Annotated in this window: 18 protein-coding genes; 4 read left to right on the top strand and 14 right to left on the bottom strand. The window is 56.8% G+C overall.

Going from position 1 to position 18,905, the window contains the following annotated elements:
• Nucleotides 1-10: 10 nt before the first annotated feature.
• The 3 genes from crl to gpt form a co-directional block, all read right to left on the bottom strand.
• Nucleotides 11-412, bottom strand: a complete 402-nt coding sequence (gene crl / locus DFO52_RS17365) for a sigma factor-binding protein Crl (protein WP_023310506.1) — start codon at nucleotides 410-412, stop codon at nucleotides 11-13.
• Nucleotides 413-469: 57 nt separating this feature from the next.
• Entirely contained in the window at nucleotides 470-1,714 is a 1,245-nt protein-coding gene (gene frsA, locus DFO52_RS17360; protein ID WP_054829891.1) for an esterase FrsA, read from the bottom strand.
• 106 nt (nucleotides 1,715-1,820) lie between these two features.
• Complete coding sequence (gene gpt, locus DFO52_RS17355; RefSeq protein ID WP_010427903.1) at nucleotides 1,821-2,279, bottom strand: xanthine phosphoribosyltransferase; 459 nt, start codon at nucleotides 2,277-2,279, stop codon at nucleotides 1,821-1,823.
• A 260-nt stretch (nucleotides 2,280-2,539) separates the two neighbouring features.
• On the opposite strand from gpt, the gene pepD reads away from it, so the two are divergent.
• Nucleotides 2,540-3,997, top strand: a complete 1,458-nt coding sequence (gene pepD / locus DFO52_RS17350) for a cytosol nonspecific dipeptidase (protein WP_029739704.1) — start codon at nucleotides 2,540-2,542, stop codon at nucleotides 3,995-3,997.
• 77 nt (nucleotides 3,998-4,074) lie between these two features.
• On the opposite strand, the gene dinB is transcribed toward pepD, so the two are convergent.
• The 8 genes from dinB to DFO52_RS17310 form a co-directional block, all read right to left on the bottom strand.
• Entirely contained in the window at nucleotides 4,075-5,133 is a 1,059-nt protein-coding gene (gene dinB, locus DFO52_RS17345; protein WP_133550847.1) for a DNA polymerase IV, read from the bottom strand.
• Between the two features lie 107 nt (nucleotides 5,134-5,240).
• Entirely contained in the window at nucleotides 5,241-5,444 is a 204-nt protein-coding gene (nqrM, locus tag DFO52_RS17340) for a (Na+)-NQR maturation NqrM (protein WP_023615899.1), read from the bottom strand.
• Entirely contained in the window at nucleotides 5,444-6,667 is a 1,224-nt protein-coding gene (gene nqrF, locus DFO52_RS17335) for an NADH:ubiquinone reductase (Na(+)-transporting) subunit F (protein WP_023310501.1), read from the bottom strand. The genes nqrM and nqrF overlap by 1 nt, the downstream gene beginning before the upstream one ends.
• A gap of 10 nt (nucleotides 6,668-6,677) precedes the next feature.
• On the bottom strand, nucleotides 6,678-7,274 hold the full coding sequence (nqrE, locus tag DFO52_RS17330; protein WP_008500255.1) for an NADH:ubiquinone reductase (Na(+)-transporting) subunit E: 597 nt from the start codon (nucleotides 7,272-7,274) through the stop codon (nucleotides 6,678-6,680).
• 6 nt (nucleotides 7,275-7,280) lie between these two features.
• The gene (locus DFO52_RS17325; RefSeq protein ID WP_014882676.1) at nucleotides 7,281-7,919 is read right to left on the bottom strand and encodes an NADH:ubiquinone reductase (Na(+)-transporting) subunit D; all 639 of its coding nucleotides are present in this window, start codon (nucleotides 7,917-7,919) and stop codon (nucleotides 7,281-7,283) included.
• A complete protein-coding gene (locus tag DFO52_RS17320; RefSeq protein WP_133550846.1) occupies nucleotides 7,912-8,706 on the bottom strand; it encodes a Na(+)-translocating NADH-quinone reductase subunit C in 795 nt (264 codons plus the stop codon). The genes DFO52_RS17325 and DFO52_RS17320 overlap by 8 nt, the downstream gene beginning before the upstream one ends.
• Nucleotides 8,699-9,934, bottom strand: a complete 1,236-nt coding sequence (locus tag DFO52_RS17315) for an NADH:ubiquinone reductase (Na(+)-transporting) subunit B (RefSeq protein WP_029739701.1) — start codon at nucleotides 9,932-9,934, stop codon at nucleotides 8,699-8,701. Before DFO52_RS17315 ends, DFO52_RS17320 begins: the two co-directional genes overlap by 8 nt.
• Before the next feature lie 3 nt (nucleotides 9,935-9,937).
• Nucleotides 9,938-11,281, bottom strand: coding sequence for a Na(+)-translocating NADH-quinone reductase subunit A (locus tag DFO52_RS17310; RefSeq protein ID WP_133550845.1), 1,344 nt, complete (start codon nucleotides 11,279-11,281; stop codon nucleotides 9,938-9,940).
• Nucleotides 11,282-11,579: 298 nt separating this feature from the next.
• Here DFO52_RS17310 and dpaA point away from each other — a divergent pair, with 298 nt between their 5' ends.
• Nucleotides 11,580-12,320 (top strand): peptidoglycan meso-diaminopimelic acid protein amidase, encoded by a 741-nt coding sequence (dpaA, locus tag DFO52_RS17305; RefSeq protein ID WP_029739699.1) that lies wholly within the window; start codon nucleotides 11,580-11,582, stop codon nucleotides 12,318-12,320.
• Here the strand turns inward: dpaA and DFO52_RS17300 are convergent.
• Together DFO52_RS17300 and lpcA are read right to left on the bottom strand one after the other, a co-directional pair.
• Nucleotides 12,291-13,058: a class II glutamine amidotransferase gene (locus DFO52_RS17300; RefSeq protein ID WP_010427885.1), complete on the bottom strand. Its 768-nt coding sequence runs from the start codon at nucleotides 13,056-13,058 to the stop codon at nucleotides 12,291-12,293. The genes dpaA and DFO52_RS17300 overlap by 30 nt on opposite strands.
• Before the next feature lie 48 nt (nucleotides 13,059-13,106).
• A complete protein-coding gene (lpcA, locus tag DFO52_RS17295) occupies nucleotides 13,107-13,685 on the bottom strand; it encodes a D-sedoheptulose 7-phosphate isomerase (RefSeq protein ID WP_010427884.1) in 579 nt (192 codons plus the stop codon).
• A gap of 239 nt (nucleotides 13,686-13,924) precedes the next feature.
• Here lpcA and fadE point away from each other — a divergent pair, with 239 nt between their 5' ends.
• Together fadE and DFO52_RS17285 are read left to right on the top strand one after the other, a co-directional pair.
• A complete protein-coding gene (gene fadE / locus DFO52_RS17290; RefSeq protein ID WP_029739697.1) occupies nucleotides 13,925-16,369 on the top strand; it encodes an acyl-CoA dehydrogenase FadE in 2,445 nt (814 codons plus the stop codon).
• Nucleotides 16,370-16,477: 108 nt separating this feature from the next.
• The gene (locus DFO52_RS17285) at nucleotides 16,478-17,248 is read left to right on the top strand and encodes an amidohydrolase (protein WP_029739696.1); all 771 of its coding nucleotides are present in this window, start codon (nucleotides 16,478-16,480) and stop codon (nucleotides 17,246-17,248) included.
• 51 nt (nucleotides 17,249-17,299) lie between these two features.
• Here the strand turns inward: DFO52_RS17285 and DFO52_RS17280 are convergent, their stop codons facing one another.
• The gene (locus tag DFO52_RS17280; protein WP_133550908.1) at nucleotides 17,300-18,901 is read right to left on the bottom strand and encodes a gamma-glutamyltransferase family protein; all 1,602 of its coding nucleotides are present in this window, start codon (nucleotides 18,899-18,901) and stop codon (nucleotides 17,300-17,302) included.
• Between the last annotated feature and the right edge of the window lie 4 nt (nucleotides 18,902-18,905).

Genomic DNA, 18,905 nt, shown 5'->3' with positions numbered 1-18,905 from the left:
GAGAAGACTATCAGGCAGTCAGCTTCACCGCTTCGCTGGAAAAGTCATCCGCGGGTTCGAACTTGAGATCTAGGGTAGCCAGCAGCGCGCGTGCCTTATCGTGGAACTCTTTTAGCGTATATTCCAGGCGGTCAATCACTTCCTGATCTTTAATGGTGGTCGCCTGCCAGTTGCCGTCTTTATTAAACAGGCCAAACTGGTAGCTATACGTAAAGCGTTTTTCCTCTGCTTCCATTTCCATCCACCAGCCCCAGAATTCACGTTTTTCGGGTGCAGGCTTCACGTTGACGCATACAGCCAGGCAGTCGAAAAAAAAGCGATTCTCTTCACACTGCTCTTCTCGAATATACGGGCCGAGAGCCATAAACTTCTTAATCAGTCTACTTTTCGGGTGTCCACTCGGTAACGTCATTGCGATCTCCTTTTGTGAAGCCACTGTTTTACCAAACCAGCGAAATTTAGCAATCTATTAACACAATCTCTGAGCGATCCAGCGCGTAATCTCTTTCAGTGATTTGTCGAAATTCTGATAGACCGGGCTGAACGGCACCTCAAGCAATTTGCCATCCGCAGATGACGAAGTGATTAATCGCGACTCTTCTTCCGGGCTGAACGGGTCGTTTTTCCAGAACCCAGAGAGCATCGGCGTTGGGCAGCGACGTCCCAGCAATCCTTGCGTTTTTAACGAGTAGCGATTGAGCTCAACGCGCAGCGCTTCGTCTGATGCATCATGCATGCCAAGGCGGCTGGCCAGCACATCAAGGTACATTTCAGGTACGCTTCCCTGGCGTGCAGGATCGCTGAGCAGGGCGTGAACGACCGGGCCGAGGCAGGCGACGGCTTTCAGACGAGAAGATTCAAGATAAGCCAGACGCACCGCGACGTTCGCGCCGAAACGGAAGCCGAATGCCGCCACGCGGGTGTGGTCAACCCACGGTATGTTTTCCAGCGCTTTGAGCGCATGCTGGTGCAGCAGGCTGGAATCCTGAGTCAGTTTCCATTTGGATGAGAAACCAATTGAAGGCATATCAAGCGTCAGCATCGCGATCCCTTTTGGTGCGAAGTAACGCTCATACAGGCTGTAATAATCAATTTGCAGCGAATCCAGCCCGCCGCACATGAGGACGGTCGGGAACGGACCTTCACCTTCAGGCATATGCAGGAACCCGGTAACGGACGCGCCCCCTGAAATGGTGAACTCAAGTTCACGCATCCGGCCCGGCAGACGTTGAGCCGCCTCCTGATAGGCGCGATTCGCCAGCGCCTGAGCCTGCTCTGCCAGTTCATCCCCTTTTAAATGAGGGTATGCGGCAATGCCGTAAAGGTTAGCGGCGTGCAGCCATTGCTTGCCGCTGCGCGTGGCATCCTCTTCCTGGCTGGCTTTTTGCTGCCAGAGCATCGCCTGTTTAGACCACTCGTAGATCCAGTTTCCGCCACGGTAGCCCACCACCGTGTCGTAGAGTTCGCTGTCGGTACGTTCGGCTTCACTCATCACGATACGTGCCTGCACATCAAGGATTTCACGAGGGTCAATACCGCGCCAGATCCACATCAGGCGGTTAATCATGCGATACCAGTGAGGCACGTTTTTACCGTCTAACGCGGACTGGACGGCAGGCTGGGTACCCGGATTAAAGCGACGCACCAGCGTCGACGTTTCAGGGTGTTTGAAACGGGGTTTGAAGAGAGTCTCGGTGAGATTCGCCTGCGTCATTGCGTTGCCTCCATGAATACGTCGTATAGAGACTATTGTAACGCGCGTCAGACTAAAAAAAACAACGCCCGGCATCACCGGGCGTTAAAATAATTGCGGAACGTGATTAACGACCAGAGATTGGCGGTACGAAGACCACGCCCATATCCCATGGCTGTTCAATCCAGGTGTCCTGCGGGATATCAATCACGTAATCGTCTACCAGCGGGCGGCCAGCAGGCTTCGCGAAGATAGTGACGAAATGTGCTTTCGGATACATTTCGCGGATAGCAACCGCAGTACCGCCGGTATCCACCAGGTCATCAATAACGATGAAACCTTCGCCGTCGCCTTCCGCACGTTTCAGCACGGTCAGCTCGCGCTGGTTGTCATGGTCATAGCTGGAGATGCAAACGGTATCGACATGACGAATACCCAGCTCACGTGCCAGCAGCGCCCCCGGTACCAGACCGCCACGGCTGACGGCAATAATGCCTTTCCACTGTTCGGAAGGCATCAGACGCGCAGCCAGTTTGCGTGCGTGAATCTGCAACATGTCCCAGGTGACGACGTATTTTTCGCTCATGTGAAGTGTCCCAGCCTGTTTTTATACGGCTTAAAAAGTGTTCGAGGGGGAAATAGGTTGCGCGAGATTATAGAGATCTGACGCACTAAAAACCAGTGTTTAGCGCCCTCTGCCTGAGTTTTTACATGCTTTATGCTACCAGCCAGCAGAGAAAGTGGTATTCTCAGTTTCATCTCGCAAGCCTGACTTGTGGTAACTATTAACCTGCTAACCCTGTGACCTGCAACCCTGTTTGCAGCGCCTCGACAAGGAGACTTATCGTGTCTGAACTGTCTCAATTATCTCCGCAGCCGCTGTGGGATATTTTTGCGAAAATCTGCTCCATTCCACACCCTTCCTACCATGAAGAACAGCTTGCCGAACATATTATGGGCTGGGCGAAGGAAAAAGGTCTGCATGCTGAACGTGACCAGGTTGGCAACATTCTGATCCGCAAACCGGCTACCGCAGGCATGGAAAACCGCAAACCGGTTGTGCTGCAGGCGCACCTGGACATGGTGCCACAGAAGAATAACGACACCGTTCACGACTTCACCAAAGACCCGATTCAACCGTACATCGACGGCGACTGGGTGAAAGCACGCGGCACCACGCTGGGCGCGGATAACGGCATCGGTATGGCCTCTGCGCTGGCCGTGCTGGCCGACGACAGCGTTGAGCACGGTCCGCTGGAAGTGCTGCTGACCATGACCGAAGAAGCAGGCATGGACGGCGCGTTCGGTCTGCAGGCGAACTGGCTGCAGGCGGACATCCTGATCAACACCGACTCTGAAGAAGAAGGCGAGATCTACATGGGCTGCGCGGGCGGGATTGATTTCATCTCTACCCTGCCGCTGTCGCGCGAAGCGATTCCTGCTGGCTTCCAGACCTTCAAGCTGACGCTGAAAGGGCTGAAAGGCGGCCACTCCGGCGGCGATATTCACCTGGGTCTGGGTAACGCCAACAAGCTCCTGGCGCGCTTCCTGGCAGGCCATGCGGCCGAGCTGGATTTGCGTCTGGTGGACTTCAACGGCGGTACCCTGCGTAACGCGATCCCGCGTGAAGCCTTCGCCACCGTGGCGGTTCCAGCGGCAAAAGCGGACGAGCTGAAAAAACTCTCCACCGTATATCTGGATATCCTGAAAAACGAACTGTCGGCGAAAGAGAAAAACCTGACCGTAGTGCTGGAATCCGTATCTACGGATAAAGCCGCGCTGACCGCGCAGTCTCGTGACACCTTCGTTCAGCTGCTGAACGCGACGCCAAACGGCGTGATCCGCAACTCTGACGTGGCGAAAGGCGTGGTGGAAACCTCACTGAACGTGGGCGTAGTGACCATGAGCGACGACAGCGCGGAAATCATCTGCCTGATCCGCTCGCTTATCGACAGCGGTAAAGAGTACGTGGTGAGCATGCTGGAATCTCTGGGCACGCTGGCGGGCGCGAAAACGTCTGCAAAAGGCAGCTACCCGGGCTGGCAGCCGGATGCAAGTTCTCCGGTGATGGCGCTGGTGCGTGAAACCTATCAGCGTCTGTTCAACAGCACCCCGAACATTCAGGTGATCCACGCCGGTCTGGAATGTGGCCTGTTCAAGAAACCGTATCCGGACATGGATATGGTGTCCATCGGGCCAACCATAACCGGCCCGCACTCGCCGGATGAGCAGGTTCATATCGAAAGCGTCGGTCATTACTGGACGCTGCTGACTGAGCTGCTGAAAGCGATCCCCGTTAAGTAATACCCTCACCCCAGCCCTCTCCCACAGGGAGAGGGTGAAAAACGTAGGCCCGGTAAGCGTAGCGCCACCGGGCTTTTTTACAACCCCAGAACCAGCTGGCGCTCTAGCTGCGGATCCAGCAGCGTAACGTGCAATCCCACCAGCCTCACCCCTCGCCCGCCCCGGCGCTCTACCCATGCCTTTTTCGCCGTCGCGAGAAGATCGTCTTTATTCAGACGCGGCCAGACGTGTTCCTGCGTGGTCTGCTGGAAGTCGTTGAATTTAAGCTTGATGCCCTGACGGGCAATGAGCAGGTCCGGCTTCACCTTGCTTAAACGTCGTTCCAGCTCAGGGTAAAGCTGTTCCGTGATAATGGTTTCGCATTCGGACCAGTCATGAATATCTTCAATGAGGGTGCGCTCAACGCCGACGGATTTCCGCAGCCGCTCGCTGTTCACATCGCGATCGTCAATTCCCTGACTGCGCTCCCACAGCACGCGGCCAAACTTTCCAAAGCGCTTAAGCAGCATGGCGAGATCGCTTCGCTGCACGTCTTCGCAGGTGCGTAGCCCCATGCTTTCCAGCTTTGCGGCGGAGACCTTTCCCACGCCGGGTATTTTGCCAAGCGGCAGCGTTTTCAAAAATGCCGGCACCTCGTCAGGCGTGATGACGTACTGACCGTTGGGCTTATTTAAATCGGAGGCGATTTTGGCAAGGAATTTAACGGGCGCGACGCCCGCCGATGCCGTCAGATTCAGCTCGTTGAAAATCGTCTGGCGGATCTCCTGCGCCATCAGCGTGGCGGAGCCATGGCAGTGCACGCTGTCGGTCACATCCAGATAGGCTTCGTCCAGCGACAGCGGCTCTATCAGAGAGGTATAGCGGGAGAAGATTTCCCGAATATGAAGGGAAGCCTCTTTATAGGCTTCAAAACGGCCTGGCAGAAGCGTGAGATGAGGGCAAAGCTTTAAGGCCATCGCCGTCGGCATCGCGCTGCGCACGCCAAATTTGCGCGCAGGATAGTTGGCGGTGCTGATGACACCACGCTGAACGCGGCTGCCGCCAATGGCGATGGGAATATCCCGCAGCGCCGGGTTGTCACGCATCTCCACTGCGGCAAAAAAGCAGTCCATATCGACATGGATTATTTTGCGCATAGTAAGCCCTCACTCATCACTGGATAAGTATACAGTAAACAAATGAGGGTTGAGAAGTGTGGGTGGGAATTGTCGGGCGACGGCTTCGCCTTACCCGACCGACAAGACTAAATAATGCGCTGCTGTTCGCGGGCCATCCTTTTCTTCCGCGCATCGCACGGTTCCGGGCAGTCGCAAACCTTTTCCATCCCAATAGAGGAAATACCGCCGCAGCTGCCCTGAATGCTTTTCCGCTTAACGATCCAGCCTAACGACATGCCGAAGATGACAAGCACAAAAACCACAAAGGTTGCCAGAAACGTCAGCATCATCAGCCTCCAAAGTCATCGAGCAAGATGTTCTCATCTTCGACACCGAGATCTTTCAGCATCTTAATCACGGCGGCGTTCATCATCGGCGGACCACACATATAGAACTCGCAGTCCTCAGGCGCCGGGTGCTGTTTGAGGTAGTTTTCATACAGCACGTTGTGGATGAACCCCGTGTAGCCCGTCCAGTTATCTTCCGGCTGCGGATCGGAAAGCGCCACGTGGAAGGTAAAGTTCGGGTTTTCACGCGCCAGCTGTTCAAACTCATCTTCATAGAACATCTCGCGCAGCGAGCGCGCCCCGTACCAGAAGCTGATCTTACGCTGGCTACCCAGCCGCTTGAGCTGGTCAAAGATGTGCGAGCGCATCGGGGCCATACCGGCACCGCCGCCGATAAATACCATTTCCGCATCGGTATCTTTCGCGAAAAACTCCCCGAACGGGCCGGAGATCGTCACCTTATCGCCAGGCTTCAGGGACCAGATGTATGACGACATGACGCCCGGCGGCGCGTCCGGCACATTCGGTGGCGGCGTGGCGATACGCACGTTGAGCATGATGATGCCCTTCTCTTCCGGGTAGTTGGCCATTGAGTAGGCGCGCAGCGTCGGCTCTTTCACCTCAGATACAAAGCGGAAGAGATTGAATTTGTCCCAGTCGGCGCGGTACTCATGCGGCACGTCAAAGTCCGCATAGGCCACAGCGTGCTCAGGGCATTCAATCTGAATGTATCCTCCGGCGCGGAACGGGACATGCTCGCCTTCCGGCACCCGCAGCTTCAGCTCTTTAATAAAGGTGGCTTTGTTATCATTAGAGATAACCTCGCACTCCCACTTTTTGACGCCGAAGATCTCTTCCGGCAGCTCAATCTTCATGTTCTGACGCACCGCGACCTGGCAGGCCAGACGACAGCCCTCTTTTGCCTCACGCTTTGTGATATGCGCCAGCTCGGTTGGCAGAATATCGCCACCGCCCTCTTTTACCGTCACGCGGCACTGCCCGCAGGAACCGCCGCCGCCGCAAGCTGAGGAGACAAAAATGCCGTTACCGGAGAGCGTGTTGAGCAGCTTGTCTCCCGCCGGCGTGCGGATCTGATTCTGCGGCTCGTCGTTAATATCAATGACCACGTCGCCGGAATTTACCAGCTTCGCGCGCGCCGCCAGAATAAGCCCTGACAGCACCAGTACAATCAGCGTGAACATCACCACGCCAAGGATAATTTCCATTTGTTTGCCCTTATAGCTGCACACCGGAGAAGGACATAAAGCCCAGCGCCATCAGCCCGGTGGTGATAAAGGTGATCCCCAAGCCACGCAGACCCGCAGGCACGTTGGCATATTTCATTTTCTCTCGGATCCCCGCCATGGTGACAATCGCCAGCATCCAGCCGATGCCGGAACCAAAACCGTACACTACGGATTCGCTGAAGTTGTAATCACGCTGCACCATAAACGAGACGCCGCCAAAGATGGCGCAGTTCACCGCGATCAGCGGCAGAAAGATCCCCAGCGCGTTGTAGAGCGACGGGAAGTACTTATCGAGGATCATCTCGAGGATTTGCACCAGCGCCGCGATCACCCCGATAAAGGTGATGAAGTTCAGGAAGCTGAGATCAACCCCTTCCACCAGCGCGCCGTCCCGCAGCACAAAGTTGTACACCAGATTGTTGATCGGTACAGACAAGCCGAGCACCACGGTGACCGCGATACCGAGACCAAATGCCGTCGACACTTTTTTGGAAACCGCAAGGAACGTACACATGCCGAGGAAAAACGCGAGCGCCATGTTTTCAACAAACACCGCCCGCACAAACAAACTCAGGTAATGAGCCATCGTCGGTTACTCCTTTTCCTGCTGTTCTGGCTTCAGCGTACGAATCAGCCAGATCAACAAACCGATAATGAAAAACGCGCTAGGGGCCAGCAGGAACAGGCCATTTGGCAGATACCAGCCGCCGTTCTGCACCGTGTCCAGCACCGTGATGCCAAACAGCTTGCCGCTGCCAATCAGCTCACGCAGGAACCCCACGGTCAGCAGGATCACGCCGTAGCCCAGGCCGTTGCCGATACCGTCCATAAAGCTCGCCAGCGGCGGCATTTTCATGGCGTAGGCTTCCGCACGCCCCATGACGATACAGTTGGTGATAATCAGCCCGACAAACACCGAGAGCTGTTTGGAGGTTTCATAGGCGAAGGCGCGCAGCAGCTGATCGACCACGATCACCAGCGAGGCGATGATCGCCATCTGCACGATGATCCTCACGCTGTTGGGGATATGGTGGCGGATCATCGAGATAAACATGCTGGAGAACGCCGTGACCAGCGTTACCGCCAGCGTCATCACAACCGCCGTTTCCAGTTTCGTCGTCACCGCCAGGGCCGAACAGACGCCCAGCACCTGGAGCGTGATCGGGTTATTGGCGAGCAGCGGGCCAATGAGCACCTTTTTAACTTCTTTCAGTTCACCGGTATCAGCCATTGTTCAGCGCTCCTTCACGTACGTTTTTCAGGAAAGGACCAAAGCCCAGCTCGCCCATCCAGAAATCAAAACTGTGCTGCACGCCTTTTGAGGTGAGCGTAGCGCCGGAAAGCCCGTCAACGGCGTAGTCGTCACCGGGACGTGCCGCCCCTTTCATCACCTTCAGTGCAGGCAGGCCGTTATCGTCGAGCACTTTCTTGCCGACAAACTGTGCCCGCCAGTTAGGGTTTTCAACTTCGCCACCCAGCCCCGGCGTTTCGCCCTGGTCGTAATACGTAATGCCTTTGACCGTGCGGCCATCGGTATCAAGGGCCACAAAGGCATACATCATTGACCACAGACCGTTACCGTAAATAGGCAGTACCACTTCCTGAAAACGTTTTTGGGGGTCGCGAACCAGATAGATTTCGGCCAGGTTGCTGCGACGCTTAATCCCGGCGGGATCTTGCGATGCCTCCAGCGTCAGGCTCATCTGCGGATCTTTAAGCGCCAGCGCCTGGTTGAATTTTGCCGGGTCTTTATCCAGCAGTTCACCCGTTTTTAAATCCACCAGACGCGCCGAAATACGTTCAGCAAAGACGGCCGAAACGTCGTCTGCGCTCATTCCTTCCTGCATCAGCCCGGCGACGGCCAGAATGTTGCGCTGTTTATCCAGCGCACGTTGCTCCTGCTGCAGGGGTTTTAACCCCACGGCAGAACCGGCCACGACAATAGAACAGACCAGACAGAGCACCAGCACCACCAGCAGCGTTTTGCTGATGCTGTCGTTATTTTTAACTTCAGCCACGCGCCTTCCTCCGCTTAATGTTGGCCCGCACCACCAGGTAATCGAAGAGTGGCGCAAACAGGTTGGCAAACAGAATGGCCAACATCATCCCTTCCGGATACGCCGGGTTGACCACGCGGATCAGGACGCACATCGCGCCAATGAGCACGCCATAGCTCCATTTACCTTTGTCTGTAAACGAGGCAGAGACGGGATCCGTCGCCATGAACATCATGCCGAACGCGAAGCCACCCAGCACCAGATGCCAGTACCACGGCATGGAGAACATCGGATTGGTGGTCGAACCGATAACGTTAAACAGGGTGGCGGTCAGCACCATACCGATCATCACGCCCGCAACGATCCGCCAGGAGGCCACGCGACCAAAAAGAATGATCGCGCCGCCAAGCAAAATCATCAGCGTAGAAACTTCTCCGATGGAGCCCGGAATGTTGCCAATAAAGGCATCAAACCAGGTGACTGGCTGACCTGTCGCGTTGTTAACCAGCGTTTCGCCGCCGTGTGCCGCCCACTGTGAAAGCGGCGTCGCGCCGGAAAAACCGTCTGCCGCCGTCCACACGAGGTCGCCCGAGATTTGCGCCGGATAAGCAAAGAACAGAAACGCGCGTCCCGCCAGCGCCGGGTTGAGGAAGTTCCGCCCGGTGCCGCCGAAGATCTCTTTGGCAATCACCACGCCGAAACTGATGCCAAGCGCCGCCTGCCAGAGCGGTAGCGTCGGGGGAACAATCAGGGCAAACAGAATAGAGGTCACGAAGAAGCCTTCGTTGATCTCATGTTTACGGATAATGGCAAACAGCACTTCCCAGAAGCCGCCCACGACAAATACCGTGATGTAAATCGGCAGGAAGAAAACCGCGCCCAGCGTCATCATGCTCAGCCAGCCCGCGTCTGCGGCAAAGCTTACCCCCAGCGACTGCGCCAGACGGTAGTGCCAGTCAGACTGGATCACCTGCGCCAGCTGCTGGGCATCGTACATGTGGTGCAGCGCCGGAATGGTCTGCAGGCCAACGTTGTACATGCCCCAGAACATCGCCGGGAAGACCGCAAACCACACCAGGATCATCATGCGTTTCAGGTCGATAGCATCGCGAACGTGCGCCGCCCCTTTCGTCACCAGGCCCGGCGTGTAGAAAATGGTCGTCGTTGCTTCATATAACGGGTAGTACTTTTTGAGCTTCCCTTCGGTAAAGTGCGGCTCAATTTTTTCAAAGAGGTGTTTTAAGCCCATCGGTTATCCTTCCTGCTCAATGCGGGTTAACACCTCGCGCAATACCGGTCCATATTCGTATTTGCCCGGACAGACATAGGTACAGAGCGCCAGATCTTCTTCGTCAAGCTCCAGACAGCCCAGCGCCTGCGCGCCGTCGGTATCACCGGCAAGCAGATCGCGCAACAGCACGGTAGGCAGAATATCCAGCGGCATGACGCGCTCGTAGTTGCCAATCGGGACCATGGCGCGCTCGCCGCCGTGCGTGCTGGTTGAGAAGCTGAACAGCTTTTTACGCAGGAAGTGGCCCAGCGTTGTTCGGGTGACGGAGTATTTTTCTGCGCCTGGCAGAACCCAGCCAAACAGCTCTTTCTCCCGCCCTTCCTGCACAATGCTGACCTGCAAATGGAAGCGTCCCAGGTACGCGTGCGCATTGGCAGCATGGCGGCCGCTGAGGACCGATCCGGAAATCAGGCGGTTTTCGCCCTCTTTCGTTTCCCCCACCAGCAGTTCGTTGACGTCAGCGCCCAGCAGCGTTTTCACCAGGCGCGGGTTTGCAGCCTGCGGTCCGCCGATGGCGATTATCCGTTCAGCGCAGAGTTCACCCGTAGTAAAGAGCTTACCGATGGCGATGACGTCCTGATAATTAAGGTGCCAGACCTGTTTCGTCAGGCTTACTGGCTCAAGGAAGTGAATATGGGTTCCTGCCAGCCCCGCCGGATGCGGGCCAGAAAATTCATTAAACGTGACCTGCCCCAGCGGATGGCCGCCAAGCTTGCCGCCGCCGGCCTGGCAAACGTGCACTTTTCCGGGCGTGAGGCGGGTTAGAATAGTGAGTCCTGCATCAAAAGCTTTTCGCTGCGCCAGGATAACCGGTTCCGGGTCCACGCTGAGCGGGTTGGTGTCGATGGCCGTGACGAAAATCGCGGCCGGCTCCGTGCCCGGAACAGGAGTTTTGCTGAAGGGACGCGTACGAAGCGCGGTCCATAAACCGGACGCCAGGAGCTGATCCTGAACGGCGTCACGGTTCAGCGACGCGATTTCTGCGGTGTCGTAATGGGCAAATTCACGCTTGTCATCGCCCTCAATGCGGATAACCACCGACTGCAGAACGCGCCGTTCGCCACGGTTGATGGCCACAACGGTGCCGCTCGCGGGGGCCGTGAACATCACGCCGGGATTTTTTTTGTCCTCAAAGAGCGCCTGTCCTTTGATAACGCGATCGCCCTCCTGTACCAGCATTGAAGGACGCATACCCAGGTAGTCTTCGCCCAAAATGGCGACATGACGGACACTTGCGCCTGTCGAAACGTGCTGCGCTGGCACGCCTGCAATCGGCAGATCAAGTCCTTTTTTAATTTTAAACATGTGGTTAGCAGGTTTCCATGAACAACAATCCAGTGGGCGCAAAGTGTAACATTTTCCCCTTCCCGCGGGCAGGGAATCCGCCGTCGCGCGCGCCAAATTGCGACGTAATGCGCAAAGTTCCTGGAGCCATCGCAATTTTGATGGTTTATAAAGTAAAACTAATTTGTAAACTCACCGCCCGGCTCTTGCGAAAATCTATAGCGGTGCTAATGTGAGCGCTCCTAACAGAATAATCTGATTTCGGGTCTCTTTTGCCGTCCTGGCAAGTTGGTCATGGTTTTATCAAGGAACTAGTAGTATGCGTAAAATCGCATTGTTCATTGCGATGCTTCTGATACCGTGCATGTCGTTTGCCGGGCTGCTCAGCAGTAATAGCTCAACGACGCCGATCAGCAAAGAATATAAACAGCAGTTAATGGGATCGCCGGTTTATATTCAGATCTTCAAGGAAGAGCGCACTCTCGATCTGTTTGTCAAAATGGGCGAGACATATCAGCTGCTTGATAGTTACAAAATTTGTAACTACTCCGGCGGACTGGGGCCAAAACAGCGTCAGGGCGATTTCAAAAGTCCGGAAGGGTTCTACAACGTTCAGCGCAGCCAGCTCAAGCCTGACAGCCGCTTCTATAAAGCCATTAACATCGGCTTCCCGAATGCCTATGACCGTGCACACGGTTATGAAGGTAAATATCTGATGATCCACGGTGCCTGCGTGTCTATCGGCTGTTATGCGATGACCGACTCCGGCATTGATGAGATTTTCCAGTTCGTGACGGGCGCGCTGGTCTTTGGGCAGCCTAACGTACAGGTTAGCATCTATCCGTTCCGCATGACGGACGCCAACATGGCGCGTCACAAGTACTCATACTACGCGGATTTCTGGAAACAGCTGAAGCCTGGTTACGACTACTTTGAGCAGACCCACAAGCCACCTGTGGTCTCTATCGTCGATGGCCGTTACGTGGTCAGCAAACCGCTGAGCCACGAAGTCGTCCACCCGCAGCTGGCGTCAAATTACACGGTCCCCGAGACAAAATAGCACCCACTCGCCTGGCATAATCTTTTGCCAGGTTTCGTTGCCCGTCAGCGGCTGCGTTGCGATAACAGTGACCACATCGTTCGGTGTGGTCTCCTTCTGAAAGTCTATCTCCACATCCTGATCGAGCAGCGTCGCAACGCCAAACGGCGCACGGCGGGTGATCCAGAACAGATTCGTCGAGCAGAACGCCATCACATAGCGGCCATCAGAGAGGAGCATGTTGAACACGCCTTTTTCACGCAGTTCAGATGCCAGCGTCGCGATGTATTTGAATACGGCGGCCATGTTGCCGGGCGTGCGGGGATAGCGCTCCGTCAGCTTGTGCAGCAGCCAGCAGAAGGCTTTTTCGCTGTCCGTCTCGCCGACCGGGCGGAAATTGCCCGTCTCAAGCGACTTATAGCCCGTGAGCTGCCCGTTGTGCGCATAGGTCCAGTTACGGCCCCACAGTTCACGGGTAAACGGATGGGTATTTTCCAGCGCCACTTCGCCGCGGTTAGCCTGACGGATGTGGGCGATCACCGAGCGGGACTTGATGGGGTAGTCCTGCACCAGTTTGGCAATCGGTGAGTTAAAGCTGGGCTGTGGATCTTTGAACGTGCGACATCCTTTGCCTTCGTAGAAGGTGATGCCCCAGCCGTCTTTATGCGGCCCGGTTCCTCCACCGCGCTGAACCAGCCCGGTGAAACTAAAGCAGATATCGGTTGGCACATTAGCGCTCATCCCGAGCAGTTCGCACATACAACACCTCCACAACAGCGGGGGGCACCGGAGCCCCCCAGCGAAGTATTACTTAACCATCTCTTTTTCGATCAGCTGGATCAAGATGTGGATCACTTTGATGTGAATTTCCTGAATACGGTCAGCATAACCGAAGTGCGGAACGCGGATTTCGACATCCGCCGTACCGTCCATCTTACCGCCATCTTTACCGGTCAGGGTGATGACTTTCATCCCTTTTTCACGCGCGGCGGCGATCGCTTTGATCACGTTGCCGGAGTTGCCAGAGGTAGAGATCCCCAGCAGCACGTCGCCTTCACGGCCTACCGCTTCAACGTAGCGGGAGAAGATGTGGTCGTAACCGAAGTCGTTGCCTACGCAGGAGATGTGGCTCACGTCTGAAATCGCAATCGCCGGGTAGCCCGGGCGGTTTTCGCGATAGCGTCCGGTCAGCTCTTCTGCGAAGTGCATAGCGTCGCAGTGGGAACCGCCGTTACCGCAGGAGAGCACTTTGCCACCGGCTTTGAAGCTGTCGGCCAGCAGGACCGCTGCGCGCTGAATAGCGTGAATATTGGCATCATCTTTCAGAAAGTTCGCCAGCGTTTCCGCCGCTTCGTTCAGTTCGTTACGAATAAGATCCTGGTACATGAGGATAATCCTTCAGTATTGATGAAATAACACAGTGGAGTGTACCGGATAGCGGGAAAAGCGAGAAGCTAAAGCCATGCGAATCGTCCGGCGTTTTGATTTTTTGTGCCGGCTAAAACGCGAACAATGTGAACCAGGTTGTAATTATTTTGTAAACACATTGCTAAAGGAAATAACATCAACTACAACCATATCATCACAAGTGGTCAGACCTCCTACAAGCAAGGGAGCTTTTCTTTATGATGATTTTGAGCATTCTCGCAACCGTTGTTCTGCTCGGTGTGTTGTTCTATCACCGCGTAAGTTTATTCCTGAGCAGCCTGATTCTTCTGGCCTGGACGGCTGCGCTTGGCGTCGCAGGCCTCTGGAATATCTGGCTTTTAGTCCCTCTTGCCATCATTCTTCTGCCGTTTAACCTGGCCCCGATGCGTAAATCAATGATCTCTGCGCCGGTGTTCAAAGGCTTCCGCAAAGTGATGCCGCCCATGTCGCGTACCGAGAAAGAAGCGATTGATGCGGGCACCACCTGGTGGGAAGGCGACCTGTTCCAGGGCAACCCGGACTGGAAAAAGCTGCATAACTATCCGCAGCCGCGCCTGACCGCTGAAGAACAGGCCTTTATTGACGGCCCGGTGGAAGAAGCGTGCCGTATGGCCAATGACTTTGCCATCACCCATGAAATGGCCGACCTGCCGCCAGAGCTGTGGGCTTATCTGAAAGAACATCGCTTCTTCGCGATGATCATCAAGAAAGAGTACGGCGGACTGGAATTCTCCGCTTACGCTCAGGCTCGCGTCCTGCAAAAGCTGGCAGGCGTCTCCGGGATCCTGGCGATTACCGTTGGCGTGCCTAACTCCTTAGGCCCGGGCGAACTGCTGCAGCATTACGGTACCGAAGAACAGAAAGATCACTACCTGCCGCGTCTGGCACGCGGTCAGGAGATCCCTTGCTTCGCGCTGACCAGCCCGGAAGCAGGCTCCGATGCGGGTGCGATCCCGGATACCGGCGTAGTCTGCATGGGCGAGTGGCAGGGCGAGCAGGTGCTGGGCATGCGCCTGACCTGGAACAAGCGTTATATCACCCTGGCGCCAATCGCCACCGTGCTGGGTCTGGCCTTTAAGCTCTCTGACCCGGAAAAACTGCTGGGCGGCGAAGAAGATCTGGGCATTACCTGTGCGCTGATCCCAACCTCTACCCCAGGCGTTGAAATTGGTCGCCGTCACTTCCCGCTGAACGTGCCGTTCCAGAACGGTCCGACCCGCGGTCAGGACATCTTTGTGCCGATTGACTACATCATCGGCGGTCCGAAAATGGCCGGTCAGGGCTGGCGTATGCTGGTGGAATGTCTGTCCGTGGGCCGCGGCATTACCCTGCCGTCGAACTCAACCGGCGGTCTGAAGTCGGTCGCGATGGGGATTGGCGCTTACGCTCATATCCGCCGTCAGTTCAAAATCTCCATCGGCAAGATGGAAGGTATCGAAGAGCCGCTGGCGCGTATCGCGGGCAATGCCTACGTGATGGATGCCGCTGCCTCTCTGATTACCTACGGCATTATGCTGGGCGAAAAACCGGCCGTGCTGTCCGCGATTGTGAAGTACCACTGTACCCACCGCGCGCAGCAGTCGATCATTGACGCAATGGATATCGCGGGCGGTAAAGGCATTATGCTCGGCGAAGGCAACTTCCTGGCGCGCGGCTATCAGGGCGCACCGATTGCCATCACCGTGGAAGGGGCAAACATCCTGACCCGCAGCATGATGATCTTCGGTCAGGGCGCAATTCGCTGCCATCCGTACGTGCTGGAAGAGATGGCCGCCGCGCAGAACAACGACGTGGATGCCTTCGATAAGCTGCTGTTCAAACATATCGGTCACGTGGGCAGCAACAAGGTGCGCAGCTTCTGGCTGGGCCTGACGCGCGGTCTTACCAGCGCGACGCCGACCGGCGATGCGACCAAACGTTACTACCAGCATCTGAACCGTCTGAGCGCCAACCTGGCTCTGCTGTCTGACGTCTCCATGGCGGTGCTGGGCGGCAGCCTGAAGCGTCGCGAGCGTATCTCCGCTCGTCTGGGCGATGTGCTGAGCCAGATCTTCCTGGCCTCTGCGGTCCTGAAGCGCTACGACGATGAAGGCCGTCAGGAAGCGGATCTGCCGCTGGTGCACTGGGGCGTTCAGGATGCGATGTATCAGGCTGAACAGGCGATTGACGACCTGCTGGCGAACTTCCCGAACCGCTTCGTGGCGGGAGCCCTGCGCGCGGTGATCTTCCCGACCGGTCGTCACCATCTGGCGCCGTCCGACAAGCTGGACCACAAGGTGGCGAAGATCCTGCAGGTACCGAGCGCAACCCGCTCCCGCATCGGTCGTGGTCAGTATCTGACGCCGACGCCGCATAACCCGGTAGGCCTGCTGGAAGAGGCGCTGCTGGACGTGATGGCTGCCGATCCGATTCACCAGAAAATCTGTAAGCAGCTGGGCAAAAACCTGCCGTTTACCCGTCTGGACGAACTGGCAAAACAGGCGCTGGCCGGTGGCATTATCAATAAAGATGAAGCTGCTCTGCTGGTGAAAGCCGAAGAGAGCCGTCTGCGCAGCATTAACGTGGATGATTTCGAGCCGGACGAGCTGGCGACGCAGCCGGTAAAGCTGCCGGAGAAGCACCGCAAACCTGAAGCGGCATAACGCGTTTCGCTTATACAAACCCCGCCTCGCGCGGGGTTTTTTATTGCCACATTTTCTCGTTATGTCGTGCTACAGTGTCAAAAAGTGGTCGTTTGAGGAGTCTGAATTGTGCCTGGTCTGAAGATTTCTATTTTGCAGCAACCTTTAGTGTGGATGGATGGCCCCGCCAACCTGCGCCACTTTGATCGTCAACTGGAAGGCATTACCGGGCGCGATGTGATTGTGTTGCCGGAGATGTTTACGACCGGCTTCGCCATGGAAGCGGCACAACAGTCAATGCCACAGGATGAGGTGGTCGCCTGGATGCATGTCAAAGCGCAGCAGACCAACGCGCTGATCGCGGGTAGTGCTGCGCTGCAAACGGATCGAGGGCCGGTGAACCGCTTCCTGCTGGTGGAGCCGGAAGGGAAAGTGCATTTTTACGATAAACGCCACCTGTTCCGCATGGCGGATGAGCATCATCACTATGAAGCGGGTCACGAGCGCGTGGTGTTCGAGTGGCGCGGCTGGCGTATTTTGCCGCTGGTCTGCTACGACCTGCGCTTCCCGGTGTGGTCGCGCAACCGCAACGATTACGACCTGGCGCTGTATGTTGCCAACTGGCCTGCACCGCGCTCCCTGCACTGGCAGTCGCTGCTGGTAGCGCGTGCAATTGAGAACCAGGCGTACGTGGTGGGCTGTAACCGCGTGGGAACCGACGGCAACGGGCATCACTACCGCGGCGACAGCCGGGTGGTGAATCCGCAGGGCGAGATCATTGCCACCGCCGAGCCGCATCAGGCGACGCGCATTGATGCCGAGCTGTCGCTGACGGCGCTGCAGGAGTACCGCGAGAAGTTTCCGGCGTGGCAGGATGCGGATCCGTTTAGCATTGGGTGAAATTTTCCCCTCACCCCGCCCCTCTCCCAATGGGAGAGGGAGGATAAAACATTAACTCACCAGCGCCTGCCCGTCTTTGCGGCTTTCCGTCGCGGCGACGTAGTGGCCTTCCGGCAGGCGGTAAATTACCTGCGCACCGCCGAAGTTGTAATCCTGAAGCGGATCTTCCACCACGATCTGATGCCCGCGCTCGCGCAGCGCGGCGATAGTATTACGATCGAACGTCGATTCAACGATCACCTCCCTGCCCTGCACCACGCGCCAGCGCGGGGCGTCGATTGCCGCCTGCGGGTTTTGTCCGTGCAGCATAATGCGCAGCGCCATCTGCATGTGCCCCTGCGCCTGCATCGGGCCGCCCATCACGCCGAAGGACATCAGCGGCTGGCCGTTGCCGTCCATCGCAAAGCCCGGAATGATGGTGTGGAACGGACGCTTGCTGCCCGCCAGCGCGTTCGGGTGATTGGGATCCAGCACAAACCCGCAGCCCCGGTTTTGCAGGCTAATCCCCGTATCCGGCACCACGATGCCTGAACCGAAGCCCATATAGTTGGACTGAATAAACGAGACCATCATCCCGCTGGCGTCGGCGGTGCTGATGTAGACCGTGCCGCTCTGCGTCGGCGATCCGTAAACGAAGTCTGAGGCTTTATTATGGTCAATAAGCGCCGCGCGCGACTTCAGATAATGGTCGCTTAGCAGTTCTTTTGCCGCGAACGCCATATGTTCTTCATCCGCCACGTAGCGGTCGAGATCCGCCAGCGCCAGCTTCATCGCCTCAATGGACAGGTGCAGGGACTGCACGGAATCCGGATGATGCTTCTCAATGCCGCACTGCTCCAGAATGCCGAGCGCAATCAGCGTGGCGATCCCCTGGCCGTTTGGCGGCAGCTCCTGCACCGAACCACCCGCGAAGTCGCGCGACAGCAGCTCTACCCAGTCCACGCGATGGTTTGCCAGATCTTCAGCCGTCAGGTGCGCGCCGTGTTCTTTGGCGAAAGCGGCAATTTTCTGCGCCAGCTCGCCGCGGTAAAAGGCTTCACCGTTGGTGCGGGCAATCAGCTCCAGCGAGTTAGCCTGCGCCGGGTTACGGAAGATTTCTCCCACGCGCGGGGCGCGGCCTTCCGGCGCGAAGCAGGCGCTAAAGCCCGGCTGATCTTTCAGCTTGCTATAGCCGCGCTGCCAGAGATGACCAATCAGCGGGGAGACAGGGAAACCGTTGCGCGCGTAGTCAATGGCAGGCTGCGCCAGCGTGGTCAGCGGCAGCGTGCCGAAGCGTTCCGCCAGCGCGACCCAGCCGGATACCGCGCCCGGCACGGTCACCGCGTCCCAGCCAATTTCCGGCACCGCGGTTTTACCGGCATACAGATCCGCATGCCAGCTGGCAGGCGAACGGCCGGACGCGTTCAGGCCGTGCAGCTTTTCACCGTCCCAGACGATGGCAAAGGCGTCGCTGCCGATCCCGTTGCCGGTCGGCTCAACCACCGTCAGCGCCATCGCGGTGGCAATGGCCGCATCAACGGCGTTGCCGCCCAGCTGCAGCATCTTCATTCCCGCCTGCGCCGCCAGCGGCTGCGACGTGGCAACCGCGTTATGGCCCAGCATCGGCGGACGGCGTGAAGCGTAACCGGACGTAAAATCAAGCGCTTTGGTCATCATG

The organism is Enterobacter sp. AG326, assembly GCF_004362415.1.
GTDB lineage: Bacteria > Pseudomonadota > Gammaproteobacteria > Enterobacterales > Enterobacteriaceae > Enterobacter > Enterobacter asburiae.
This window is presented reverse-complemented; position numbering and strand designations above follow the sequence as displayed.